At 67.5% G+C, this 25,205-nt stretch carries 22 protein-coding genes; 4 read left to right on the top strand and 18 right to left on the bottom strand.

Annotated features, from left to right (window positions below; translation table 11 throughout):
• Nucleotides 1–34: 34 nt before the first annotated feature.
• From VVD47_RS06110 to VVD47_RS06060, 11 genes are all read right to left on the bottom strand, one after another.
• Nucleotides 35–1,225: a hypothetical protein gene (locus tag VVD47_RS06110; RefSeq protein ID WP_327602510.1), complete on the bottom strand. Its 1,191-nt coding sequence runs from the start codon at nucleotides 1,223–1,225 to the stop codon at nucleotides 35–37.
• A gap of 323 nt (nucleotides 1,226–1,548) precedes the next feature.
• Entirely contained in the window at nucleotides 1,549–1,923 is a 375-nt protein-coding gene (locus VVD47_RS06105; RefSeq protein ID WP_327602509.1) for a YbdD/YjiX family protein, read from the bottom strand.
• On the bottom strand, nucleotides 1,916–3,979 hold the full coding sequence (locus VVD47_RS06100) for a carbon starvation CstA family protein (protein WP_327602508.1): 2,064 nt from the start codon (nucleotides 3,977–3,979) through the stop codon (nucleotides 1,916–1,918). Before VVD47_RS06100 ends, VVD47_RS06105 begins: the two co-directional genes overlap by 8 nt.
• A gap of 181 nt (nucleotides 3,980–4,160) precedes the next feature.
• On the bottom strand, nucleotides 4,161–4,916 hold the full coding sequence (locus VVD47_RS06095) for an ABC transporter permease (protein ID WP_327602507.1): 756 nt from the start codon (nucleotides 4,914–4,916) through the stop codon (nucleotides 4,161–4,163).
• 39 nt (nucleotides 4,917–4,955) lie between these two features.
• Entirely contained in the window at nucleotides 4,956–6,209 is a 1,254-nt protein-coding gene (locus VVD47_RS06090; RefSeq protein ID WP_327602506.1) for an ABC transporter substrate-binding protein, read from the bottom strand.
• A 57-nt stretch (nucleotides 6,210–6,266) separates the two neighbouring features.
• Nucleotides 6,267–7,112 carry an ABC transporter ATP-binding protein gene (locus tag VVD47_RS06085; RefSeq protein ID WP_327602505.1) on the bottom strand — a complete coding sequence of 282 codons (846 nt, stop codon included), beginning with the start codon at nucleotides 7,110–7,112 and terminating at the stop codon, nucleotides 6,267–6,269.
• A complete protein-coding gene (locus VVD47_RS06080; RefSeq protein ID WP_327602504.1) occupies nucleotides 7,109–8,203 on the bottom strand; it encodes an acyl-CoA dehydrogenase family protein in 1,095 nt (364 codons plus the stop codon). Before VVD47_RS06080 ends, VVD47_RS06085 begins: the two co-directional genes overlap by 4 nt.
• 2 nt (nucleotides 8,204–8,205) lie before the next feature.
• Complete coding sequence (locus tag VVD47_RS06075; RefSeq protein WP_327602503.1) at nucleotides 8,206–8,766, bottom strand: carboxymuconolactone decarboxylase family protein; 561 nt, start codon at nucleotides 8,764–8,766, stop codon at nucleotides 8,206–8,208.
• Between the two features lie 157 nt (nucleotides 8,767–8,923).
• Nucleotides 8,924–9,844, bottom strand: a complete 921-nt coding sequence (locus VVD47_RS06070; RefSeq protein WP_327602502.1) for an AraC family transcriptional regulator — start codon at nucleotides 9,842–9,844, stop codon at nucleotides 8,924–8,926.
• A 22-nt stretch (nucleotides 9,845–9,866) separates the two neighbouring features.
• Nucleotides 9,867–11,549, bottom strand: a complete 1,683-nt coding sequence (locus VVD47_RS06065) for a rhodanese homology domain-containing protein (protein ID WP_327602501.1) — start codon at nucleotides 11,547–11,549, stop codon at nucleotides 9,867–9,869.
• 368 nt (nucleotides 11,550–11,917) lie between these two features.
• Complete coding sequence (locus VVD47_RS06060) at nucleotides 11,918–12,880, bottom strand: aliphatic sulfonate ABC transporter substrate-binding protein (RefSeq protein WP_327602500.1); 963 nt, start codon at nucleotides 12,878–12,880, stop codon at nucleotides 11,918–11,920.
• A gap of 313 nt (nucleotides 12,881–13,193) precedes the next feature.
• Between VVD47_RS06060 and VVD47_RS06055 the strand changes: the two genes are divergently transcribed.
• Together VVD47_RS06055 and VVD47_RS06050 are read left to right on the top strand one after the other, a co-directional pair.
• Nucleotides 13,194–14,084: a class I SAM-dependent methyltransferase gene (locus VVD47_RS06055; protein WP_327602499.1), complete on the top strand. Its 891-nt coding sequence runs from the start codon at nucleotides 13,194–13,196 to the stop codon at nucleotides 14,082–14,084.
• Nucleotides 14,085–14,175: 91 nt separating this feature from the next.
• The gene (locus VVD47_RS06050) at nucleotides 14,176–14,844 is read left to right on the top strand and encodes an O-methyltransferase (RefSeq protein ID WP_327602498.1); all 669 of its coding nucleotides are present in this window, start codon (nucleotides 14,176–14,178) and stop codon (nucleotides 14,842–14,844) included.
• Between the two features lie 19 nt (nucleotides 14,845–14,863).
• Here VVD47_RS06050 and VVD47_RS06045 read toward each other — a convergent pair whose 3' ends face one another.
• From VVD47_RS06045 to VVD47_RS06015, 7 genes are all read right to left on the bottom strand, one after another.
• Nucleotides 14,864–16,213: a sulfatase family protein gene (locus VVD47_RS06045; protein WP_327602497.1), complete on the bottom strand. Its 1,350-nt coding sequence runs from the start codon at nucleotides 16,211–16,213 to the stop codon at nucleotides 14,864–14,866.
• Between the two features lie 344 nt (nucleotides 16,214–16,557).
• Nucleotides 16,558–17,613 (bottom strand): ABC transporter substrate-binding protein, encoded by a 1,056-nt coding sequence (locus VVD47_RS06040; RefSeq protein ID WP_327602496.1) that lies wholly within the window; start codon nucleotides 17,611–17,613, stop codon nucleotides 16,558–16,560.
• A gap of 60 nt (nucleotides 17,614–17,673) precedes the next feature.
• On the bottom strand, nucleotides 17,674–19,062 hold the full coding sequence (locus VVD47_RS06035) for an amidase (RefSeq protein WP_327602495.1): 1,389 nt from the start codon (nucleotides 19,060–19,062) through the stop codon (nucleotides 17,674–17,676).
• Nucleotides 19,059–19,949, bottom strand: a complete 891-nt coding sequence (locus VVD47_RS06030) for an ABC transporter permease (RefSeq protein WP_327602494.1) — start codon at nucleotides 19,947–19,949, stop codon at nucleotides 19,059–19,061. Before VVD47_RS06030 ends, VVD47_RS06035 begins: the two co-directional genes overlap by 4 nt.
• Complete coding sequence (locus VVD47_RS06025) at nucleotides 19,942–20,808, bottom strand: ABC transporter ATP-binding protein (protein ID WP_327602493.1); 867 nt, start codon at nucleotides 20,806–20,808, stop codon at nucleotides 19,942–19,944. Before VVD47_RS06025 ends, VVD47_RS06030 begins: the two co-directional genes overlap by 8 nt.
• Before the next feature lie 21 nt (nucleotides 20,809–20,829).
• Nucleotides 20,830–21,873, bottom strand: a complete 1,044-nt coding sequence (locus VVD47_RS06020) for an ABC transporter substrate-binding protein (protein WP_327602492.1) — start codon at nucleotides 21,871–21,873, stop codon at nucleotides 20,830–20,832.
• A gap of 97 nt (nucleotides 21,874–21,970) precedes the next feature.
• A complete protein-coding gene (locus tag VVD47_RS06015; RefSeq protein WP_327602491.1) occupies nucleotides 21,971–22,900 on the bottom strand; it encodes a TauD/TfdA dioxygenase family protein in 930 nt (309 codons plus the stop codon).
• A 447-nt stretch (nucleotides 22,901–23,347) separates the two neighbouring features.
• On the opposite strand from VVD47_RS06015, the gene VVD47_RS06010 reads away from it, so the two are divergent.
• Entirely contained in the window at nucleotides 23,348–24,121 is a 774-nt protein-coding gene (locus VVD47_RS06010; RefSeq protein WP_327602490.1) for an SDR family NAD(P)-dependent oxidoreductase, read from the top strand.
• Nucleotides 24,122–24,855: 734 nt separating this feature from the next.
• The coding region (locus VVD47_RS06005; protein WP_327602489.1) for a hypothetical protein at nucleotides 24,856–25,205 on the top strand (350 nt) is incomplete at its 3' end.

Below are 25,205 nucleotides of genomic sequence, written 5' to 3'. Positions count from 1 at the left end.
CCGTGAGATGCGGGCTGGTCCGCGAACGGACGATCTACGCAGCTGCCGTGGCGTGTGCGATGCCTTCGAGTTCGACCAGCAGGTCGTCGCGGCAGACGTCGCCGATGGTGTAGATCACCGGTATCGCGCCCAGGCGTTTCTCGCAGACGGCGCGGACGGCGGGGTAGTCCGCGGCGTGCTTGACGTAGGCGCGCACGATGCCGAGATTGCGGAGCCCGGCGCTGAAGCCGGGCAGCCCGTGCCGCGTGAGGTTCTCTGCGGAGATCAGCGCGGTGATGTTGTCCAGCGTCTCTTCGGTCTGCAGTGCGGCGTTGCCGATGTGCTGCGTTTCCGATGCGGTGATGGAGGCGGTGCCGGAGATGTAGATGCTGGCCTTGTCGCCGTAGGCGATCGCCATGGCGCGCGAGAACTTGGGTGACTGCGGGCTGTAGTGCTTCGCGTAATCGAATGCGGCGACCTGGCGTGGGTTCTCCAGCGGCACGGTGCGCACGTCGTCGCGCTTTGTCAGCAGCGCCAGCGTGCTCAGGCGGATGTCCTGGCCGGCCATGCCGATGGCAGTGGAAGCGGGATACACGGCGTGGCGGATGGACGCGGGTGTGTAGCCGGTGAGGAAGTCGATGCCCTGGAAGAAATCGGTGCGCGCGCGGTTGAGTTCCTGGTAACGCTGCGCGCTGGTGGCGTGGGCGTCTGCCGAGGTGATTTCGCCGACGTAGAACCAGGTGCGCACGATCTGCTCGACGCGCGCGCCGGCACTGGCGAGCGCGCCTTCTGCGTCAGTCAGGGCGTGTCCGGTCTGGTCGTAGGCGCTCGGCTCCTGCCGTGTGCCGGTACCCACATTGGCGGTCTGCACCCAGGTGATGCCGTCGTGATGCACGACGGTGGACTGTGCGCCGCGATACTCCACTGTCGCGCCGGCGATGCCGGTGGCCTCGACCGACAGCAGCTTGCTCTCGTCACAGGGAGCCTGGGCGATGTAGGTGGTGGCGGGGTGCTCTCCGTCGCCGTACAGCGCCAGCAGGGTGCGATGGACTTCACCGATCCGCGCCGCATCGCGGATGAAGATCGACTGGTGCGTCACCTGCCCGCCATTGCGCGCGAAGGTGTCGGTGATGTGGTTCACCGCCTCGGTCAGCTGCGATTCGTAGGTCGTGCCGCGGTATGCAGCTTCGGTGGCGTAGAGGTGGACGACGGGTACGTATCCGGCGTCTGCGTGATGCGTCTGCATGTGCGTTTCCTTGTGTTTCGTGTGCGTCGGAAACGAGTATAGGAAGCGGAAAAGCCCCGGAAATCGGGGCCTGGACGATTGGATATCGATTGAAGATGATTGAGCATGAAAGGACGATCGCTCTCATCGAGAGTTGATCGGGCTCAATGTCCGGGGCGTGACGATCCGGCGGTGCAGATGCAGACAACCCAGCAGGAGGCGATTGCGGTTCCCCGGATGGACTGTCGCGTCAGCCGACCGGCTGCTCGGCGCAGCACCGCCAGGCCGGCGTCATCCTCATGCTCGCCAGAACGCCGCGGAAGCAGGCGAACGCGGTGAGTGCTTCAGCAGGGACAGCGCCCGCTGCCCCGGCGGGTGTCGCTGGGGTAGCGGGCTTCCAGGCAGTAGCGGTAGAAGGCGTCGCGCGTCAGCGGCACGGCGTCGGGGTGCCGCTCGCGCATGTGGGCGAGGTAGTACTCGTAGTCGTGGATGCCGACCATCAGCCGGCAGGTCTGGACCACTTTTTTCGCCATGTCCCGCACGTCCGACAGCCAGTCCGATCCGAGGCTGTAGCGGCGGAATTCCTCTGCGCTCATCGGCACGCCAGCGGGGTTGGTGCTGCGTTGATCGGCGAGGTAGTGCGCGTAGGCGTCGTGCAGCGATTGCTCGCCCGCCTCGCGCGCTGCACGGGTGGAGGTGAGGAAGCCGAGTTCAGGCATGGGCGGCTCCGCTGACCGGGCCGCCGGTTTCATGGGCGGTCGGAAGAGGGTTGGCGAGTGCCTTGCGGACGTGGATCACGGTGGCGACCAGCATGACCACGGCGACGAGCATGAAGAAGGCGCACAGCACGGCGTTGAGCTGGTTGTTGAAGACGATGCGCCCCATGTCCTCGACGCTCTTGGCGGGGGCCAGCAGGGTGCCGTCGGCGATGGCGCCCTTGAAGCGGTTGGCGGTGGCGAGGAAGCCGATGGCCGGGTTGTCATGGAAGATCTTCTGCCAGCCGGCCGTCATCGAAGTGACGAACAACCAGATGGTAGGCAGCACCGTGACCCAGGCATAGCGTTCCTTCTTCATCTTGAACAGCACCACGGTGCCCAGCAGCAGCGCCATGGAGGCCAGCATCTGGTTGCCGATGCCGAACAGGGGCCACAGGGTATTGATGCCGCCCAGCGGGTCGGTGACACCCTGGTAGACGAAGAAGCCCCAGGACGACACGGCGACGGCCGTGCCCACCACGTTGCCGAACCAGGAGGTGCTGCGGGCGAGGCCGGGGACGACGATGCCCACCGTGTCCTGCACCATGAACCGGCAGGCGCGGGTGCCGGCGTCGACGGCGGTGAGGATGAACAGCGCTTCGAAGAGGATCGCGAAGTGGTACCAGAAGCCCATCATCGCGCGGCTGTTGAAGACTTCGCTGATGATGTAGGACATGCCGACTGCGAAAGTCGGGGCTCCGCCGGCGCGTGACAGGATCGAATGCTCGCCGACATCCTTGGCGATCTGCGTGAGCATTTCGGGAGTGATCGTGAAGCCCCAGCTGTTGATGGCCTCCGATGCGCTTTGCACCGTGGTGCCGATCACTGCGGCCGGTGCGTTCATCGCGAAGTAGATGCCGGGATCGAGCACCGACGCGCAGATCAGCGCCATGATCGCCACCGCGGATTCGCACAGCATCGCGCCGTAGCCGATGGGGCGCATGTGGCTTTCCTTCTCGATCAGCTTGGGTGTGGTGCCGGACGAGACCAGTGCGTGGAAGCCCGAGCAGGCGCCACAGGCAATCGTGATGAACAGGAAGGGGAACAACTGGCCCGAGAAGACCGGCCCGGTGCCGTCAATGAAGCGGGTGACCGCCGGCATCTTCAGGTCCGGCATGGCGATGACGATGCCGACGGCGAGGCCTGCGATGACGCCGATCTTCAGGAAGGTGGACAGGTAGTCGCGCGGCGCCAGCAGCAGCCACACGGGCAGCACCGAGGCGACGAAGCCGTAGACCACCAGTGCAATCGTCAGCTGGGGGCCGGTCAGCGTCAGCAGCGGCCCCCAGGTCGGGCTGGCGGCGACGTCCTCGCCGTAGATGATGCCCAGCATCATCAGCACGAAGCCGATGGCTGACACCTCCGCGATGCGCCCCGGGCGGATGAAGCGCATGTAGACACCCATGAAGATGGCGATCGGGATGGTGGCGGCGATCGAGAACACGCCCCACGGACTCTCCGCCAGCGCCTTGACCACCACCAGCGCCAGCGCTGACAGGATGATGATCATCACGCCCAGTACGCCGATCATCACGATGATGCCGGCGGCGGGTCCCAGCTCCTGCTTGGCGATCTCGCCGAGCGAGCGGCCGTCCCGGCGGCCGGATACGAACAGCACGAGGAAGTCCTGCACCGCGCCGGCCAGCACGACGCCGACGAGAATCCAGATCGTGCCGGGCAGGTAGCCCATCTGCGCCGCGAGAATCGGCCCGACCAGGGGACCGGCGCCAGCGATGGCAGCGAAGTGATGGCCGAACAGCACCCACTTGTTGGTGGGTACGTAGTCGAGCCCGTCGTTACGCCGCTCCGCAGGGGTGGGCCGGGTGTCGTCCAGCTCGAACACCCGCTCGGCGATGAACTTCGAATAGAACCGGTAGGCGATGCTGTAGCAGGCCACTGCCGCCAGCACCATCCATACCGCATTGACGTGCTCGCCGCGTGACAGCGCCAGCATGGCGAACGAGCCCGCACCGACCAGTGCTACCGCCGACCACACAATCCATTGCCTGACTGTTGTCATGAGCGCCTCCGGAGTGAGCGCTCGACGCGTGGAGCGCAATCCAGACTAGTTGCTCGTTATGCATACTGCAAATGACACGGCCCGTTCAGGGGTGCGAGGCTATGGCTGCAGCGTCGCCATTGGCGCGCGCGCAATACCTTCCGGCTATCGCGCCTCCCACTGAGTACATAGGCACCCGTGCCTATGCGTGCAGCCAGCGCGCATGCGCGGTCCGTGCAAGGTGGTCCAGCAGGTAGCCCAGGAAGCCGATCAGCAGGATGCCTGCCATCAGCTCGGAGTAGGCGAGGCGGTCGCGGGTGTCGAGGATGAAGTAGCCGAGGCCGGCCGAAACGCCGAGCATTTCGGCGGGGACGAGCACGATCCAGATGATGCCGATGGCAAGCCGCACACCGGTGAGGATATGGGCGGTGATGCCAGGCAGCACGACGCGCAGGATGGTCTCGCGACGCGTGGCGGACAGGCTGCGGGCGAGCAGCAGCCAGTTGGGGTCGAGCTGGGCCACGCCGGCCGCCGTGTTGAGCAGCACCGGCCACACGGCGGCGAAGGCGAGCAGGAAGTACACCGGCGCGTCACCCACGCCCAGCACCATCACCGCCAGCGGCATCCAGGACAGTGGCGAGATCATCCGCAGGAACTGGAACAGCGGCGTGCTGCCCTGCGCGAACAGCCGCGAGGTGCCGACCAGCACCCCCAGCGGCACGCCAATGGCGATGGCCAGTGCCAGCCCCACGCCTACGCGTTGCAGGCTGACCCATACGTGGCGCCAGATGTCGCCGCCGGTGAGCAGATGCCATAGCGCCAGCACCGAACGTTCCGGTGCGAAGGCTGCGGCGATGGGCATGTCGACCTGCAGGGCGTGCGTGCCGAGGGCCCACAGGGCCGCCGCCAGCAGGATGCCGGCCAGGGGCAAGGTGATGTGCAGGGTGCGACGACTCATGGCGATGCGTGTGATGCGGGTTGCGGGGGCGCGGCGGCGTCAGACGACGCGCACTTCCTTGCGTTGCAGGTTGGCCGGCAGGCCGAAGGCGGAAGGTCCGCCCACGGCGTCGATGGCCTTGCGCACGAAGCTGTCGTCCACCAGGTCGCGCGCGGCGAACTTCGGGTCCAGCGTCTCCAGGAACTTGTTGTCGCCTTCCACCTTCGTTTCGCGGATCGCACGCACGAGTTCCTCCGTGTAGGACGGGAACGGGTAGGGCTGGAAGTCGATGCGGCGCTGGTACCAGCCCTTGTGCTTCACGACGCCGCTGGCTTCGTAGCTGGCGTAGTCGGTCGCGGCCAGCACCTTGGACAGGGCCTGCGTGGAGTGCGGCGTGTAGCGGCCGGCGCCTGTCGCGGAGAGCAGTTGCGCGCTCTGCAACTGGTTGCTGCGCGTCCAGTGCTGCGCCTTGACGATGGCATTGGTGACGCGCTGCGACCATTCCGGCCGTTCGGTGGTGTCGCGCTCCGACAGGAAGGTGACGCAGCAGGCGTGGTTCTGCCACAGGTCGCCGGAGAAGCGCAGGATCTTGCCGACGCCGTTGAGCTCGGCCAGTGCGTTGAAGGGGTCGGCGACGATGTAGCCGGCGATGGACTTCGACGCCAGCGCGGACACCATCTCGGCCGGCGCCAGCACGATGAGGTTCACCTCGTTCGGCTTCAGCGCCGCGTCGCGCGGACGCGTCACCGGCTCCAGGCCGTTGGCGCGCAGCAGTTGCTGCAGCAGGATGTTGTGCACCGAGTACCAGAACGGCACGGCGAAGACCTTGCCGCCCAGGTCGCTCACCTTGTCGATGGTGGGCAGCACGGTGATGGCCGAGCCATTGACGTGGTTCCAGGCCACGACCTTGGCCGGGAACCTGGTGCCGTAGCGTACCCACAGCGTGGCCGGCGACAACAGGTGCACGACGTTCACCTGGCCTGACACGAAGGCCTCGACGATCTGCGCCCAGCTGCGGAACAGGCGCGGCGCTTCGGTCTTCAGCCCCTCGGCCTCGTACAGCTTGCGCGCATGCGCGACCAGCAGCGGCGTGGCATCGGTGATCGGCAGGTAGCCGATCTTCACCGGCTGGTCGTCACCCTTGAAGGACTGCGCGCGGGCCTCGCCGGCCAGCAGCAGCGGCGATGCGACGGCTGCGGTGGTGAGTGCGGACAGGCGCAGGAAGTCGCGGCGGGTGAAGCCGCAATCGCAGTCGGTGGAAGCGCAGATGTGCGGCGTTTGCGCGTCGCGGGCGTTGCTGGAATCGTGGGACATGGTGGCGGGGCTCCGTTGCTCCGTGCGTGGATCGGTGAAGTGACTGCGAGGCAGTGATTACGAGGCGCTGGCGGGCAGCGCGATGTCGTCCGGTGCGTGGCGCAGGCTGCGCAACGCGGCGAGGATGTCCAGGCGCAAGGCGGTGGTGGCGGCCGGGTGGGCGTCGCGCGGGCGCGGGATATCCACCGTCCATTCGCGCACGATGCCGGCGGGCTGGTCCTGCGCGCCACGGCCCATCAGCAGGATGCGGTCGGCGACCAGCACGGCTTCGTCGATGTCGTGCGTCACCAGCAGCGTGGCGGCGTGCCAGCGATGCACCAGTTCGACCAGCAGGTTCTGCATTTCCGCGCGGGTGATCGCGTCCAGCGCGCTGAAGGGCTCGTCGGCGAAGAGCAATGCGGGCTCGCGGGCCAGCGCGCGGGCCAAGGCGACGCGCTGCGCCATGCCGCCGGAGAGTTGTGCCGGGAAGGCGTGTTCGCGGCCGGCAAGTCCCACGGCTTCGATGGCCTGCGCGACGCGTGCGTCCAGCGCCTTGCGTCCGGCTTTCGGCTGGTGCGCGAAATCCAGGCCGAAGCGCACGTTGCCGCGCACGTCCAGCCAGGGCAGCAGGCTGGCCTGCTGGAACACCAGCGCCGCGCGTGGATGCGGGCTGCGCAGCGGCTCGCCGAGGAAGCGCACTTCACCGGCGGCGGGCTGCTCCAGGCCGGCCAGCACGCGCAGCAGCGTGGACTTTCCGCAACCGCTGCCGCCCAGTAACGCGACGATCTCGCGCGGGCGCACCTGTAGCGACACCGCATCGAAGATTGCGCCCTGCTTGCCGTAGCCGAAACGCAGCCCCTGCGCCTGCAGGGCGGAGCCGGCCGGCGCGGGCGACAGGAAGGCGGAGGGCGTGCCGACGTTCATGTCGCTGCTGCAGGCGCGGCAGCGCGCGCCGCGTGTTTCTGCAGTTCGCCCTGCAACTGCGTGAGGCTGGGCGTCACGATGGGAATGAAGGCGGACTCGCGCCAGCGTCGCGCGAAGTGCAGCGGCTGGTCGCGGTGATAGGCGCGTCCGCCGCTGGCCTGCAGCTCCAGGCTGACCGCCTGCTGCACCACCTCGGCGAGGCCGATGCGGATCTGGAACAGGCTGGCGGGGTGGGCGACGAAGCGCTCGTCGGTGAGGCCTTCCAGCAGCGCGTCGGTCAGTACGCGCAGTTGCCGGCGTGCGGCGTGCAACGGTTCCTGCAGCACAGGCCGTGCAGTCCCGCCCAGTTGGTCGGCGACCGCCAGCGCGCTGCGTGCGAGGCCGATGGACAGGCCACATTGCAGGCCGAGGAAGGCGGGGCGCACGCGCGGCAGGAACGCGCGCGCGTCGGCGTGGATCAGGTCCTGGGCGTCGATGTGCACCGTTTCCAGCGTCAGCGCGGCGGTGTTGCTGCCGCGCAGGGCGATGAGGTCCAGGTCCGCGCTGCGGGTGGTGCCGGCGCGGTCGTGCGGCAGGGCGACGATGAAGGGCGGCTGGCCGTCGGCGCGCGACACGGCGGCCGCGACCACGAAGCCCGCCTTGCGCAGGTTGGTGGCCCAGGGGATGCGGCCATCCAGCGTCCAGCCATCGTCGCGCGGCCGGGCGTCGATCTGCAGCGATTCGATGCCGGACAGGAATTTCATCGCGTTGGACAGGCCGGTGGCACCGGCACATTCGCCGCTCAGCACGGCGGCGAGATGACGCTCGCGCAACGCGGTGTTGGGACTCTGCAGCAGGTATTCGATGAAGGCGCGCTGGCCCCAGAACACGAAGGCGGCCGACAGCGAATGTTCTGCCACAGCGGCGATGGCTTCCACGCCGTCGCGCACGTCGCCACCGTCACCGCCCAGCGTGACCGGCACGCCGGCGCGCAGCACACCAGCCGCGGCCAGGGCCGGCACGACCTGCGCGGCGTGGGTGGCGGACTGGTCCAGCGAATCGGCGTTCTGCGCCAGCCAGCCGTGCAGTGCAGCGTGCGAGGGCGACGTCATCGTCAGGCCTGCAGCACGGCGGGACGGTAGGCGTCCAGCTCGGGATTCACGCTGTTCTGCGCGAGGCTGTTGGCGAAATTGCACAGCGTGGCGAGGCTGATGCCCAGCACGACTTCCAGCGCCTGCTGTTCGCCGTAGCCGGCACCTTCGAATTCACGCAAGGCGGCGTCCGGCACCGCGCCGCGATGGGCGATGACGGCACGCGCGAAGGCGGCGACTGCATCCAGCTTCGGGTCGCCCAGCGGCTCGCCGCGTTGCAGGGCGATGACGCCGGCCTTGTCGAAGCCGGCCTTCTTCAGCGCGATGGCGCTGTGGCCGGCGACGCAGAACTCGCAACCGTGGATGGTGGCGGCGGTGATCTGCACCACCTCGCGCTCGGCCAGCGACAGGCTGGCGCGCGCGTTGATGCCGGACACGGTGAGGTAGGTCTCCAGCGCCAGCGGCGCACCGGCCAGCACGCCGATGAGGTTGGGCAGGAAGCCGTTGCTGGCGATGGCGCGCTCCACGAAGGGGCGGCTGTCGGCGGGGGCGCTGTCGAGGGTGTGGACGGTCAGGCGTGACATGGTGGTCTCGGTGTCTGCGTGGACGGGATGCGTGTCCGGTCCGGTGTTCGGGTGAGCGCTCATTGTCGGCAGCACGCGTGTGGCGTTCTACGCACCGGCGTCGCAGTTTTGTGCTCGCGCGTCTCGTCTGCCGACGTGTGCCGTCAATCGGCCCGGTTCAGTGCGCGTTGGCGCGCCGGTAGGCCCCCGGTTGCTGGCCGATGACTTTCTTGAAGGCGCGCGAGAAGGCGGCGTAGGACTGGTAGCCGACGTGCTCCGCGGCGCGCGTGATGGTGTCACCGCGATTGAGCCGCTGTGCCGCGATCTTCATGCGTAGTTGCAGCAGGAACTGTGCAGGCGGCTGGCCGCAGGCTTCCACGAAGTGCTTGAAGAAGCTGGCGCGCGACATGTGCGCCAGTTGCGCCATGTCCTCCACCGACCAGTCGCGGCCGGGCTCGCGTAGCAACTGGTCGAGCAGGGGCGCGAACTCGCCACGCCGCGAGATGGCCCACAGGCCGCTGGCCACTTCGTCCTGTCGCGCCGCTTCGCGGATCACGTAGAAGAACAGCAGCTCGGTGAGGCGCGCGACCAGCGGCGAAGGATGGTCCGGGTCGCCACCGGCCTCGGCCAGCATCAGTTCGAAGAGCGCATGCGTGGCGGCCAGCGCCGGGTCGTCGCGGCGGATCACCAGGCAGTCGGGGAAGGAGCCCATCATCAGCGCGCTGAGCGCGCCGCGGAAATGGAAGAAGCCGCAGGCCAGCCCGGTGCTGCCGTCCGCGGTGGCCGACAAGGGCTGCATGACGGCTGTCGTGCCCGCGGCCGGCGGCAAAGGATCGCCGCTAAGGAAGTGCGGCAGGTCGCGCAGCAGGAACACGCCATCACCGGCCTGCAGGCGTAGCGGCGCTTCACCGGGGCGATGCAGCCAGCAGTCGCCGCGCAGCACCAGGTGGTAACTCGCGAGTTCGCGGCCGGCGGTGGAGGCACGCCAGCGGCCGCAGTACTGGCCGACGTGGAAGACGGTGGTCTGCAGGTCCAGGCTGTCGAGCAGCCAGTGGACCAGGCGGTCGTTGTCGAATCCGGTTTGCGGCGTGGTGGACATGCTTGCTTTCTGGACGGTCGCGCTACAGCACGCGGAAGTGGTGCGTGCCGTCGCGGCCCAGTTGCTCGACGAGGCCGAACTCCCAGTCGAGGTAGCCCTGCATGGCTTCACGTGGCGCGTCGGTGCCTTCGTAAGGGCGGCGGTAGCGGTCGATGCGTGGCGAGGCGAGACGCGTCTCGCCATGCTCCAGCGGCAGTTTTGCGGCCACCCAGGCCTGCGTGCCGCCGCCGAGGATGAACAGTTGCGTATCGCTCAGTTGCGTGTGGCCTGCCGCTTCGATGAGCGTCTGCAGCTCCGCCGCCGCGTAGCGCGCCATCAGGTCGTCGGGGCTGGTCAGCACGATGCGGCGTATCGGGCCGCCGCCGTGCGCGGCGACAATCTGCGCGAGTGCCTGCCTGAGTTGCGAGCGCAGCACGAAGTGCGCGCCGGGAACGTGCTGGGCCACGTAGTCACGGCTGGGCGCGAAGTCCAGTACTGGCGGTGCGTCCGGCGAGGCCAGCCAGTCCGCCAGCGTGGCGGGCGGCACGGTGGTGATGGCGGGCGGTGCGGGGCGCGGCAGCACGCGCTCGCCACGTTCGCTGAAATGCGCGCTGCTGGCACCGTCCAGCACGTAGACCTCCCAGTCCATCTGCGCCAGCCAGGACGCGGTCATGTTGGCGCGCGCGCCGTCGCTGTCCACCAGCACGATGCGGGCGCCGCGTACCGGCGCGAACATCTCGGTCTCCTGCACCAGTTGTCCGCCGGGGGCGGACACGCTGCCGGGCAGGTGGGCGTGGCGGTATTCGTCCGGGCCGCGCACATCGAAGAGATACAGCGTGCGGCCACGCTGCGCCTGCCAGATGGCCAGCGTGGCGGGGTCGGTCCGGCGCACGCCGGCGCGGTCGGCGACGCTGCGCGCATCGCGTGCGGCCTGGGCCTGCACCTGTGGGTCGTGTTCCGGGTGTGATCGATGCCCGTCGCGGAAGCTGCGGCGCTGGCCGTGTTCCAGCTTCTGGCCGGCCAGCAGCCAGCCGATGGTGCCGTTGCGCAGCGCCGCCACCTGGTTGGGGATGCCTGCATTCACCAAGGACTGCGTGCCGATGATGCTGCGTGTGCGGCCGGCGCAATTGACGATGACGCGCGTTTCCGGCCGCGGCGCGAGTTCACGGATGCGCAGCACCAGCTCCGCACCCGGCACGCTGACGCCGCCGGGAATGCTCATGGTCTGGTACTCGTCGTAGCGGCGTGCATCGACGATCACCACGTCGGCCTTCGCGTCGATCAGGGCCTGGACTTCTTCCGCGGCCAGAGAGGGTGTGTGGCGACGTTCTTCAACCAGCTCGCCGAAGGATTTGCTGGGGACGTTCACGTCGCGGAACAGCTCGCCGCCCGCATCGCGCCAGCCGGCGAGTCCGCCTTCCAGCAGCGCGACGTCGGTGTAGCCGAGTGCGATCAGGCGGCGCGCGGCCGCCTCGGCGAGTCCTTCGACGCCGTCTCCACCGTCCCCGTCATCCATCACAACGATTGGCACGTCACGTCGCGGCAGCCGCGTCCAGGCATCCAGCTCGATGCGCGCGTAGTTGAAGTGCGCGGCGAACAGCGGGTGCGCCTGGGCATGCACATGCTCCTCACGCACGTCCAGCAACGCGATCTCGTGGCGCGCCAACAGGGCTTCGCGGACTTGCTGCGGGGTTTTCGTGGGGAGCTTTGCGGTGGTTTGCGACATGGTGATGCGGTGGTTTGGCTACCGTTCGAGGTTCAACGCGAGTTCAACGTCGCTGGATTCCTGCCTTCGCAGGAATGACGGGGCCCTGAATCGATCCGGACACCGTCGTCCCTGCGAAGGCAGGGACCCAGTGACTTTCTTGCCTCGCCGCGTCCGAGCACCTTCGCAGGTGAGTTGAGCAACGCGACTTGTGCCGAGCGTTGCCGAAGCAAGCCCGACAGCGGCCTGCGTCGTATGGGAGTCCGGGTGTTGGGCTTCGCTGCGCTCAACCCAACCTACGCCTGCACAGTAATGACGGAGCCAGGTGTGGCCTCCGCACCGTCGTCCCCGCGAAAGCGGGGACCCAGTGACTTTGAGTGTTTCGTGTCTTACTTCGCCGGCACCCACACCGCCGCGTTCTTCGTCACCACCGGCTTCGGCAGCACGGCCAGCGCGACGAAGGTGTCGGCGATCTTCTGCTGTTCCTCGAACACGGCCGGTTGCACGTTGCGCACGTCCAGGCTGCGGCGGCTGTTGGCGCGTTCCACGGTGGCGGCGTCGGTGCCGACCACGGGGGCCAGCACTTCGGCGGCGGCCTTGGGGTTGGCCTTGGCCCACTTGCCGGTGGCGCTGATCTCGTCGAAGAAGGCCTTCACGGCTTGCGGGTTCTTGGTCACGAAGCTCTTGGAGCCCAGGTAGAAGCGCTGGTACGGCGTGAGGCCCTTGCCGTCGGCGAGCACGCGCACGCTGGAGGCCTTCTGCACTTCGGAGAAGAACGGGTCCCACACGGCCCAGGCGTCCACCGAGCCGCGCTCGAAGGCGGCGCGGCCGTCGGCCGGCTGCAGGTAGGCGAGTTCCACGTCCTTCAGCGTCAAGCCGGCGGATTCCAGGGCCTTGGTGACCAGCAGATGCACGCCCGCGCCCTTGGTGACGGCGATGCGCTTGCCCTTCAGGTCGGCGATGCTCTTCAACGGCGAATCCGGCTTCACCAGGATGGCCTGTGCTTCCGGCGACGGGGTTTCCAGCGCCACGTAGGTGATGTCGGCGCCGGCGGCCTGCGCGAACACCGGCACGGTGTCGGCCACGTCGGCGGACACGTCGATGCTGCCGACATTCACCGCTTCCAGCAGCGGCGTGCCGGAGGTGAACTCCGCCCAGTGGATCTTGTAGCCCTGCGCGGCCAGCGACTTCTCCAGCGTGCCGCGCGCCTTGGCGATCAGCGTCAGCGTGGAGGACTTCTGGTAGCCGATGCGGATGGTGTTCTCCTGCGCGGCGGCGCTGCCGGTGATGAGCAGGCTGGCTGCAAGCAACGAGATGGCGCGGGCTGCGAAGCCGCGGGCGGACGTGTTCATGGAATCTCCCTGTTGGTGTGGCGCCGGCGCAAGTCGCGAGTCCGGCGTGTCGGGAGCCATTCTCGGCGGCGCATCGCGCGAACCGAACGAAGAAGTAATGATTAGCTTCTGTGCCTTGTCCTGCTTGGGATTGCGCAGACCGGCGCGGCGCTGTTGCGTGCGCATCAGGACGTGCGTAGCGGTGAGTGATGCGCGCGCGGTGCCCGATGGCGTGGAAGGGGCGATGGTGAAAGGCCATGCGCGATGCAGGTGGGTGCGTGGCACCGATATTGCAGCGCAGCCTCACCCCCAGCCGCCATGCAGGAGAGCATCCATGAGCCAGACCGCCAGTCCCGACACCGCCGTCGCCAGTGCCACCGGGAGCGTTACCGGCAATCAGAAACGCCCGGTGAGCTTCGACCTCGATTCGCCGGAACTCGCCGCCACCTACGACCGCGTCGGCGTGCGCCAGTACAACCACGGAAAGCTGCTGATCGCCGATCTGGCGATCAAGGAAGGCGAGCAGGTGCTGGACATCGGCAGCGGCACCGGGCTGCTGTCGTCGTACGTCGCCGCACGCGTCGGCCCTGCCGGCCGTGTCACCGGCGTCGACCCGCTGCCGCACCGCGTCGCGCTGGCCAAGGGCAAGGCGATCGAGCGCGGCTTGCGCAACCTCGACGTGCGCGTCGGTCGCGCGGAGGACCTGTCGGGTTTCGACGATGCCAGCTTCGACGTGGTGTACCTGAACAGCGTGTTCCACTGGATCGAGGACAAGCCGCGCGCACTGGCGGAGATCTTTCGCGTGCTCAAGCCGGGCGGCCGGCTGGGCCTCAACAGCGGAGACGCGGAACGGCCGCACCAGTCCGCGCAGCTGCTGAAGGACGCCGCGCAGGACGCCGGCATTCCCGCCGCCAAGCAACCTGACGGGCGCAACCTCGGCGCGGTGAGCAATGCCGAATTGCAGGCGTTGCTGGCCGCAGCCGGCTTCACCGACTACCAGGGCGGCACGCGCACCATCGTCGATGACGTGCCGGATGCCGCCGACCTGCTGGCCTGGAGTCGCAGCAGTTCCTTCGGCAATGCGCAGGTGAGCTTCCACGGTGACGAACAGGCGCGCTTCGTCGCCGCGGTGAACCAGCGGCTGGAGGCATTCCGCAGCGCCGACGGCATCAAGCTGGAGCGCTACCTGATCTTCGCGACGGCGCGGCGCCCCGCGGCGATCTGAGCCACGACATTCCGCAACCGGTCTGGCGTAGGCTTGCTGTCGTGGCGGTCATGGTGTCCTGCCGTGACCGCGCGTATCAAGGAGAACAAGCATGTCGCAGGAACTCTGGTCGGCGGTGGACGAGTACCTGGTCGCCTCCACGGCCTTGCCTGACCCGGCGCTGGACGCAGTGCTGGCCGACACGGCAGCGGCCGGCATCCGCGCCATCAACGTTTCGCCCAACCAGGGCAAGCTGCTGAACCTGCTGGCCCGCATCCAGGGCGCGCGACGCGTCCTGGAGATCGGTACGCTGGGCGGCTACAGCGCCATCTGGCTGGCGCGCTCGTTGCCCGCAGATGGCCGCCTGGTGACGCTGGAGCTGGACCCGCAGCATGCCGAAGTTGCACGCCGCAACATCGAACGCGCCGGCCTGCTGGACAAGGTGGACATCCGCATCGGCCCCGCGCTCAGCACCCTGCAGGCGCTGCACGATGAAGGCGTGGCCCCTTTCGACTTCGTGTTCATCGATGCCGACAAGGAAAACAACCGCGGCTACCTGGAAGGATCCTTGAAGCTCACGCGGCCGGGCAGCGTCATCGTGGTGGATAACGTGGTGCGTGGTGGCGCGGTCATCGATGCGCACAGCAGCGACACCAGCGTGCAGGGCGTGCGCACGCTGTTCGACGGGCTGGCGGGTGACCCGCGTGTCGAGGCGACTGCGATCCAGACCGTGGGCAGCAAGGGCTACGACGGCCTCGCGGTGCTGCGGGTGACGGGTTGAGCCCGCGCAAGCGTTCTCCTCAACTCACCGGTGTCGGCGGACGGCGCCGTTTCTCTGCCTCCGGCGCATAGCGGTCTGCCTGAACGTCCGGCGACAGGCCGTGGGTGAAGATCTCGTCGCTCAGCGGCAGCATGCCGCTGTCCCATTCCGCCCATTGCTTGCGGAGACGCTCGAAGACCTCGGGGTGGCGTTCGCGCAGGTTGGCGCGTTCGCGTTGGTCATCGACGACGTCGAACAGGAATTCGTTGTCGTTGATCCTGAGGTACTTCCAGTTGCCGTCGCGCGCGGCGCGTTGGGCGTTGGCCTTGTAGCGCCAGTACAGCGCGCGCGGGTAGGGCGTCTTCTCGCCCTGCAGCACCGGCAGGATGTCGTCGCCGTCCGGCGGGTAATCCGGGTCGGGTTTCGTGCCGGCAGCGGCAAGCAGGGTGGGCAGCCAGTCCATGGTGATCGTCACCTGGTCCTGTACCTGCGGCTTCAGTGCCTTCGGCCAGCGCAGCAGCGTGGGCACGCGCAGGCCGCCTTCCAGCAGCTCGGTTTTCTGGCCGGTGAAGGGCCAGGTCTGCGAGAAGCGTTCGCCGCCATTGTCGCTGGTGAAGAATACGATGGTGTTGTCGGCGATGCCGCGTGCATCCAGCGCGGCGAGCACCTGGCCGACCGCTGCGTCCAGCGAGCGCACCATCTTCGCGTAGGTGCGCAGGTTGCCGCCGTCGTAGTGGAACAGGTCCTTGAGGCTCAGCGAGACGGCTTCGTCTTCCGGTCCGACCCAGGGCCAGTGCGGCGCGGTGAAATGCAGCGACAGGAAGAACGGCTTGTCGTCCTGCGCGTCGCGGATGTACTGCGCAGATTCGTCGGCGAGAATCTGCGTGTAGTAGCCGATGCGTTCCACCGGAACTTCACCCTCGAAGAGATCGCGCGGCACTTCCGCGCCCACGGCCGGCTTGTGCGTGAAGTAGTCGATGGCGCCGCCGTAGTTGCCGAAGAAGCGGTCGTAGCCGCTCTTCAGCGGGCCGAAGTCCGGCAGCTTGCCGAGGTGCCACTTGCCGATCAGCGCAGTGGTGTAGCCGGCGTCGCGCAACAGCGAGGGCAGGGTGGGGTGTTCCGGCGGCAGGCCGTAGGATTTGTTCGCGCTGGCCAGCGGTTCTTCCAGCCCGCCACGCAGGCGGTACTGGTAGCGGCCGGTCATCAGCGCGAAGCGCGTCGCCGAGCACACGGCCGAGTTGGCGTAGGCCTGTGTGAAGCGCACACCCTGCGCGGCGAGGCGGTCCAGGTGCGGCGTTTCGTAGTCGGTCTGGCCGTAGACGCTGAGGTCGGCGTAGCCGAGGTCGTCGGCGACGATGAAGACGATGTTGGGTTGCCTGGGTGTGGTCATGTGGAATTCGATTCCTGTCGATCGTGTTGCGGCGGGAGGATCTGGGCTTTGCGGGTGACTACCGCGAAGGGCGCAGAGGTACGTAAAGGGGTTGCGAAGGGGCGCTGGGGATGACGCTCGCTTCGTTCGCGATCTGCGCCGGGGATGACGCTCGCTTCGTTCGCGATCTGACATCCCGTCGTTCCCGCGAAGGCGGGAACCCAGCGTCGTTGATGCATTTTGAAAGTCACTGGGTTCCCGCTTTCGCGGGAACGACGGTGCTATGACTTTCCCTGTCATCGAGACTGTCTCTTCGCCTTCTTCGTGCCGCTCGCTGTAGCCACCCGCAGGGCACGCTCCCCCAGCTACTTCTTCGGCTTGCCGTTGCGGTCCAGCTCGGTCCAGTGGCGTTCCAGCTTCGCCTGCTTCAGCGCCTCCTTCAGGAAGCGATCATCGACCCAGGCATCCACGTCCACCGCGCGACGGATCAGCTTCTGTTCCAGGCCGTCCTCGGCGACGCCCTTGAGGACCTCCACCCAGGCTTCGTCGAGCAGCGGCGAGATGCGCGTCTTCACCGACTCGCCTTCGAACTCGTACTGCAGCACCTCCAGCGGCACGCCGCTGCCGTTGGCCCACAGCGTCAGCGCCTTGTCGCGGTTGCCGTCTTCCGAGGCCCAGGCGGCGGCGCGCACCAGTTGCCTGACGACGCGGGTCAGGGCTTCCGGATGCTTGCTGGCGAAGTCCTCGCTGGCGAGGATGCCGGACTGGATGGTGTAGTCGCCGCCGCGCCCCCTGGTGCTCACGGGGATGCCGACGCCCTTGTCGCGCAGGAGCAGCAGGTCGTTGCCGCCGAAGGTGGCGTCGATGTCCTTCGACACCACCGCGGCTTTCGAGGTTGGCCAGTCGAGGCTGACCAGCTTCACGTCGCGCGGCGTCAGGTTGGCGTCGCGCAGCAGCAGCTCGAAGCGGCGTTGGTAGGCGGTGCCGAGCAGCACCGCGACCTTGCGGCCTTTCAGGTCCTTCACGCTCTTGATGTCGGATCCCGGCGAGGTGGCGATGTAGCTGTTGGCGCCGCGGCTGTTGGCAAGGATGAGGCGCGTCGCCGTGCCGCCGGACTTGCCGATGACGGCGGCGAGGTCGCCCAGTGACACGATGTCGAGCTGCTTGTTGGCGAGCGCTTCGTTCACCGCCGGGCCGGCACCGCGGAAGGACACCCACTGGATCTCGATGCCGTCCTTCCTGAACTCCTCCTCGATCCAGCCGTGGGCGTTGGCGATGGCCAGTGCATTGACGCCGGGGAAGAACTTCTGGCCCACGCCGACCTGCGGCGAACCGATGCGGATGACGCTGGGGTCGGCAGCATGCAGCGCGCTGGCGGCGAGACCGAGCAGCAGGCAGGCGCCGCGCAGGAGATGGGACATGAACATCTGGTGTAGTCGCATTTTTCTGATCGTTGTAAGTGGTGGATGGTGGATGAGGGCTCAGCGCGGCTCCGGCCAGCGTGTCGGCCGCGCCGATTCGAAGGCGCGTGCCGCGCGTAGCACCAGGCCGTCGCGATGCTGCGGACCGACGATGTGCAGGCCGACCGGCAGGCCCAGCGCATCGAAGCCGGCAGGCACCGAGGCGGCGGGTTGCTGGGTGAGGTTGAAAGGCACGTTGTAGGGCGCGTTGGCGCGCTCGCCGATCTTCGGCACCGAGTCGGCCACCACCGGCGTCAGCAGCAGGTCGTAGCGTTCGTGGAAGCGGCGCAGGTGGATGGCGAGTTCCTGGCGCTGCTCGTTGGCGGCCACGAAGTCCGACAGCGTGTAGACGCTGGCGCGTTCCACCGCGGCGCGGATCTCCGGATCGACCTGGTCGAACTTCTCCGGGGCGATCTCGCGCTTCAGACGGATCGCGCGCTCGGCGGCCAGCACGTCGAGGATGGGACGCGGATCGGCGAAGCCGGGATCGACTTCCTCCACCACGGCGCCGAGTTGCGCGAACACGCTGACCGCTTCGCGCAGGATGGACTCGATGTGCGGCGCCAGCTTCACGTAACCGAGCGTGGGGCTCCACGCGATGCGCAGGCCGCGCACGCCGTCCTGCAGGCCGACGCGCCAGTCGCGTCCGCTCTGCGGCAGGCTGGTCCAGTCGCGCGCGTCGTAACCGCCGATGACGTTGAGCAGCAGCGCGGCATCCTCCACCGAGCGGGTGATCGGCCCGATGTGGAAGAGGTTGCCGTTATGCGCCGGCGGAAAACCCGGCACGCGTCCGTAACTCGGCTTCAGACCGAACACGCCGCTGACCGAAGCCGGCACGCGGATCGAGCCGCCACCATCGGTAGCGACCTGCAGCGGGCCGAGGCCCAGCGCGGCAGCCACGGCCGCGCCGCCGCTGCTGCCGGTGGGCGTGTAGTCCGGGTTCCACGGGTTGCGGGTGATGCCGGTGAGCGCGGTTTCGGTCAGCCCCTTCCAGCCGAACTCCGCGGTGTTGGTCTTGCCCAGCAGCACGGCGCCGGCTTCGCGCAGGCGCGCGGCGGCCGGCGAGTCCTCGGGCTGCGGGGTGTCCGGCGTGGCGAGGCTGCCCTTGCGCGTCGGCCAGTCCTTCACGTGCAGCAGGTCCTTGAAGGCCACTGGTACTCCGTCCAGCGGGCCCAGCGGTGTGCCGCGCAGCCAGCGCTGCTGCGAGGCCACGGCCTGCGCCAGCGCGCCGCCGGTATCGACGTAGCGGTAGGCGTTGTAGACCGGCTGCGTGGCTTCGATGCGCGCGAGGATGGCCTGCAGGGCCTCCACCGGTGACAGCGTCTTGCGGCGATACAGCGTCGCGAGTTCGACGGCGGAGAGGTCAGCCGGGTTGGTGGCCGTACGGGTGGCGGGTGTCGTCACGCTCATGCTGTCTTCCCTTCCGTGGCGGGGCGCCAGCCGGTGAGGCGGCGTTCCAGCCACACCAGCGTGGCGTTGAACACCAGGCCGATGGCGGTGATGCCGAGGATGCCGAAGTACATCTGGGCGACCTGGAAGTTGTACTGCGAGTAGATGATGAGGAAGCCCAGACCTGCCTTGGCGCCCACCATCTCGGAAGCCACCAGCACCAGCACCGCGGCCGCGCTGGCCAGCCGCACGCCGACGAAGATGGTCGGCACCGAGCCGGGCAGGATCACCTTGGTGAACAGCTGCAGCGGCGTTGCGCCCATGGTGCGGGCCGACTTGATCAGCAGGGGGTCTACCTGTTGCACGGCAGCGATGGTGTTCAGCAGCAGCGGCCAGGAGCAGGAGAAGACCACCAGCGAGATCTTCGACACCTCACCGATACCCAGCAGCAGGATGAACACCGGCAGCAGGGCCAGCGGCGCGGTGTTGCGCAGGATCTCGATCAGCGGGTTGAGCAGGCGCGCCACGCGTGGGTACCAGCCGATCGCCAGCCCCAGGGGAATGGCATACAGCAGCGAGATGGCGAAGCCGACGCCGACGCGCAGCAGGCTGGCGCCGGTGTGCTCGGCGAGTTGCCCGTTGAGCGCCAGCTCCCAGCCTGCCCGCAGCACTTCGGACAGCGGCGGCAGGAAGGCCGGGTCGGTGAGCTCAAGCCGCGGTGCGATCTCCCAGATGGCGACGATGGCCAGCAGCACGACGGAGCGGTCGAACCAGTTGGAGGCGATGGCCGCGACACGCGACAGCAGTCGCGTCGCGCTGCTTTCCCTGGCCGATTCCGTATTGGTCGGTGCGTTGCCGGCCGGCGCCAGTGCGCCGGGCAGTTCCGCAATCAGTTCTGCACTAGGCATGGGCGGACTCCTCCTCCTTGGCCGGCGCACGCTTGCCGCCGGCATTGTCTTGCTGGGCCTGGCTCACTTCATGACGCAGCAGGCTCCAGATGTGGTGGCGTACTTCGCCGAACAGGGGCAGGGCACGCACGTCGTCGGTGTCCGCATGCAGTTCCGGCGGTACTTCCACCACCGTCTTGATGCGGCCGGGGCGCGCCGTCATCACCGCCACGCGCTGGCCCAGCACCACCGCCTCGTCGATGCCGTGGGTGATGAAGATGATGGTCTTGCCGGTGCTCTGCCAGATGTGCAGCAGCTCTTCCTGCAAGGACTCACGGGTCTGCGCGTCGAGTGCGGCGAAGGGCTCGTCCATCAGCAGCACCTGCGGGTCGTAGGCCAGGCTGCGCGCGATGGCCACGCGCTGCTTCATGCCGCCGGACAGCTCGTGCGGGTAGCGGTCCGCAAAGGCCGACAGGCCGACCAGCGACAGGTAGTACTCGGCACGCTCGCGTCGCACGCTGGCCTTCTCGCCGCCGATCTCCAGGCCGAACTCGACGTTCTGCAAGGCGGTGCGCCACGGGTACAGCGCGTACTGCTGGAACACGATGCCGCGGTCGCGGCCGGAGCCGGTGATGGGTTTCCCGTCCAGCAGGATGCGGCCGGTGCTGGGCGTGGTGAGGCCACCCAGCAGGTCCAGCAGCGTGGACTTGCCGCAGCCGCTGGGCCCCACGAGGGTGAGGAATTCCCCCTCGCGCACGTCCAGCGAGATGTCCTGCAGGGCGGTGAAGGTCTGCGCCGGCTCACCGCGCTTGCCGCGCACGGTGAACTGCTTGCCGACCTGCTCGAAGCGGATCTTGATGGCGCTCGTCGGGGTGCTCATGTCGGGCTCCTGGACGTGTACTTACTTGGCTGAAGTGTTCGCCGAAGCGACGGGCGGGTTCTTCGCGTAGTCGTTGTAGGCGTTGGTGTAGGCCTGGCTCGCCTTCAACTGGCCCGGCTTCAGCAGACCGTCCTTGACCAGCCAGTCGATCCAGATCTGCAGCTCGCGGTCATCCACCACGCCGCCCTTGTTGGCGATGCCGGTGCTCTTCCAGTACGCGAGGCTGGAGGTGTCTTCGTTGCGCTTGCGGGCGACGATGATCTTCTCGAAGCGGGCGCGCACGACTTCCACCGGTTGCGTCTGCGCCCAGTCGATGGCGCGGGCCACGCCGGTCACCAGGTGGCGGGTCGCGTTGGGGTTGGCCTTGATGAACTTCTCGTTCAGCACGTAGGTGCCGGCGGTGAACTTGCCGAACAGCTCGTAGTCGGTGAAGAGGGTGCGGATGCCGCCGCGCTCCACCGCCTTGTCACGCAGCACGCTGAACAGCGCGGCCACGTCGATCTGCCCCTGGCGCAGCGCCTGCTCGGTGTTCACCGGCGGCAGCGCCACCAGCGTCACCTGCTTGATCTCGGCCGGCGTCAGGCCATTGCGCGACAGGTACTCGCGCAGCGTGAACTCGATGTGCGCGCCCAGCGTGTTGACGCCCACCTTCTTGCCGATGAGGTCGCGGGCGTTCTTGATCGGGCTGTCGTTCAGCACGAAGAAGCCGTGGTAGTTCTTCTCGTCGATGCCGTAGTGGCCCAGCACTGGCTTGATGGGCGCCTTGGCCGCGATCAGCTTCAGGATGGCGCCGTTGAAGGCACCGCCGATGTCGATGTCACCGGTGGCCACCGACTGCACGTCCTGCGGGCCGCTGATGGTGTTGCCCACCCAGTTCAGTTTCAGCGGGGCCAGGTAGCCGAGGTCTTCGGCGAGTTCCGGGAAGGTCACCTGCGTGGCCCAGCCCTGGTAGCGGATTTCCTTCACTTCCAGCTTGGGTGCGTTGTTCTGCGCGAAGACGGCGCCGGCGGTCAGGCCGGCGGCGACGGCGGCGAGGTTCAGCAACAGCGATGCGATTTTTCTCATGATGGGCTCGTGGGCTCGGGGTAGTTCTGGAGGGAGGGGGAGGCACGCCGGATGGCGTATCCGGCGTGTCTCGCGTTGTCGTTCGTCGGAGAAAGGCTCAGGCCGCGACGGCTTCGGCCGGCTGTGCAGCCTGTTGTGCCTGACGGGGGTTCGGCACCTGCGTGCGCGACACGCTGCGACGACCGTCCACGCTCACCGGCACTTCGCCATCCACCGTCACACGGCGCACGATGCGGTGCTGGTCGCCGTAGTCGTTGATCGCGTAGTGCTGCGTGGCGCGGTTGTCCCACACCGCCACGTCGCCTTCGGCCCAGCGCCAGCGCACCGTGTTCTCCAGTCGGGTGATGTAGGTCTGGAACAGGTTGAACAGCTGAATGGATTCCGGCTTGGAGTAGCCGACGAAGTTGCGCACGAAGTGGCCGAGGATCAGCGAGCGCTCGCCGGTTTCCGGATGCACGTGCACCACCGGGTGCTCGGTCTCGTACAGCGTGGAGGCGAACTGCGCGTAGTGCTTCTTCTCCGCCTCGGTCGGCGTGCCACGGCGCAGCGCGTAGTCGTACTCGTTGCTGTGCACCGCCCACAGCTTGTCGGCCAGCTCGCGCAGGTGCTCGGGCAGGCGCTCGTAAGCAGTGGCGGTGTTGGCCCACACTGTGTCGCCACCGGCCGGCGGAATCTTCACGCCCCGCAGGATGGACGCGCGCGGGTACGCCTCCACGAAGGTCACGTCGGTGTGCCAGGAGTCGGCACGGCCACCGTGGTTGGAGTCCAGTTCCAGGATCACCTTGCTGTCGCTGCCGGCCTTGGGCAGCGAGGTCGGGTGCGCCACCGGCTTGCCGCCGAACAGCGTGGTCAGCGATTCCTGCTTCAGGTCGTCCAGATGGTGTTGGCCGCGGAAGAAGATGACCTTGTGCTGCAGCAGCGCCTTGCGGATGTCGGCGACGGTTTGCGCGTCCAGATCGGGGGCGAGACTCACGCCACGGATCTCTGCACCGATGCGGCCTGCTACGGGAATCACTTCTATGCTCATGTCGTTCTCCTGATATGGGTGGCGAAGGCGTCTGCGTCGTTGTGCAGACGCGTGGCACCCATTCCGCAACCTTCATGCCAAGGAGAGAGACAAGGGAACCTGCAACCTGTCGGGCGTGTCGCCATGACGTGCGCGATGTACGGAAAAGCCGCGGCCCTGCTGGTTTTCCATGTCATACGGACATACATGCAGCCCGCTGTCGGTGATCGTCCTCCGCAAGTGATGCAGGGTGGAACGAGGCCTTGCCAGGACGAGCGCGTGCTGCGCAGGAATCAGCACCAACGGGCCGGCGTGCTTCGCCCTGCTCAGATGTCAGGCTGCATCGCCGCGCGTGTGCCGGCCTGCCATCAGGCTTCGCAGGGTTCAGGCATATGCTGGTGCGCGCATTGCTTATGGGAATCCACGGTAGTCAAGACACCGCACGACATTCATCAACAAGGAAGCAACATGAATCTGGGACTGGACGACAAGGTGGCACTCATCACCGGCGGCAGCGATGGCATCGGCCGCGCGACGGCGGAACTGCTGGCAGCGGAAGGCGCACGCGTGGTCATCGCCGCGCGGCGTGAAGGGCCGTTGAACGACGTGGCGGATGTGATCCGCGCCGCGGGTGGACAGGTGCTGGCGGTGGTGGCCGACGTGACGAAGCCGGATGACGTGACGCGCCTTGTGCAGGCAGCCGTCGCGCACTTCGGCCGCCTCGACATCGTGGTGAACAACGCCGGCACGTCGAGTGCCGCTGCCTTCGAGAACGTCACCGACGAAGTGTGGCAGCAGGACCTGGACCTCAAGCTCTTCGCGGCAGTGCGCGTCAGCCGCGCCGCCTTGCCGCACCTGCGCAAGCAGGGCGGTGGCCGCATCGTCAACATCACCACCATCGGCGGCAAGCAGCCGGCCGCTCGCTCGGTGCCCACGTCGGTGACGCGCGCCGCGGGCATCGCACTCACCAAGGCGCTGTCCAAGGAATACGCCGCCGACAACATCCTTGTTAACACCGTGACTGTCGGCGTGTTCAAGAGCGGACAGCAGGAGCGTTCCGCTGCGCGTGCTGGCGTGACGGTGCAGGAGCACTACGCGAAGATCGGCCTCAACGTGCCACTCGGACGCGTGGGCGAGGCGCGTGAGGCGGCGAATGTGATCGCCTTCCTGGTGTCGGATGCGGCGAGCTATGTGACGGGGGCGAGCGTCAATGTGGATGGGGGGACGTCGGGGGTGGTGTGACCGGTCAAGGCCCCTCGCGGTGCATCGGCGTCGCAGCGAGACTCTGGCTTGCCGAGATGTCCGCGTGGTCTTCCGAGCGGACACGGTGGAGGCCTGCACCACCCCAGCTCCGTCATTCCCGCTCAGAACGGTAAGCGGGCATTCACATGCAGGCGCCACGCACCGTCATTCCCGCGCGGTCCCTGAGCTTGCCGAAGGGCGGGAATCCAGCGACGTTGTCTTTGAAGTTGTGCTCTACCGGATCCCGCCGGGGAGCCCGTGCTCACCCGTTACGCAGTGCCGGGAGTTCGCCCCGGCGGGCGACATACTCTCTGCTGCGCGGCAGAGAGTATGCAGAGAACGCGCCCCACTTCCGCCGCCGTGCTTCGCAGGGTCCCCTGCGCTGCGCGCCATGACGAGCGGCTGCGGAACTCGCCCTCGCTACGCTCGGTGCTCAGACAGTCCTCGCCGTCGCGCTACGCGCGATCCCTCGTCATGGCTGTGCTGCTCGGCGGCTGCAGAGGGGAAGTGGGGCCGTGCTTGTCCGGGAGGCCGCACCCAAGTGACATGCCGGACCAGCCATGGCTACACTCCGGCAGGCCTGCTGCTTCTTGCAGGCATTTATACCTGTGCATGAACACAGTGCTCCAGCCGAAACCCTTGACCGGAGGGCGTTTCCAACGAAGGCAGGCTCTGTGGTTCTCCGGCAACGCGCCAGGTTATCCAGCAGTTCTGCCGGATAAATTGATAGTTAGATGGCCATGGAAGAACTCAGCGCGTATGAGCGGCGAGCAATCGAAGTCATAGCGACTGCTGACCCGCACGGAGATGTGATTCTTGCCCAGCTAGCTGCTGCCAAGTGCGCTTCCCGCGACTACACGGGCGTTGGGCTTTACACGGACCTTGCCGTAAAACCGGGCGCGCCACTGCTAGATGACGCACGCTGGAAGATCGAGGACATGCCCAAGGGTCATGCGGAGCACCCAGAGCTGCCGAACGGCGTCGGGCTGATCCTGTGGGTCAAGGACGGCTACATTAGCTGCCTAGAGTCCTACACATATGACGGTAGCTGGCCGCAGGACGAGTCATTGTTCCGGCTGGCCAC

Source organism: Uliginosibacterium sp. H1 (assembly GCF_036017065.1).
Classification (GTDB): domain Bacteria; phylum Pseudomonadota; class Gammaproteobacteria; order Burkholderiales; family Rhodocyclaceae; genus Uliginosibacterium.
Note: the sequence above shows the minus strand (reverse complement) of the source record. Positions and strands in the feature narration are given on the sequence as shown.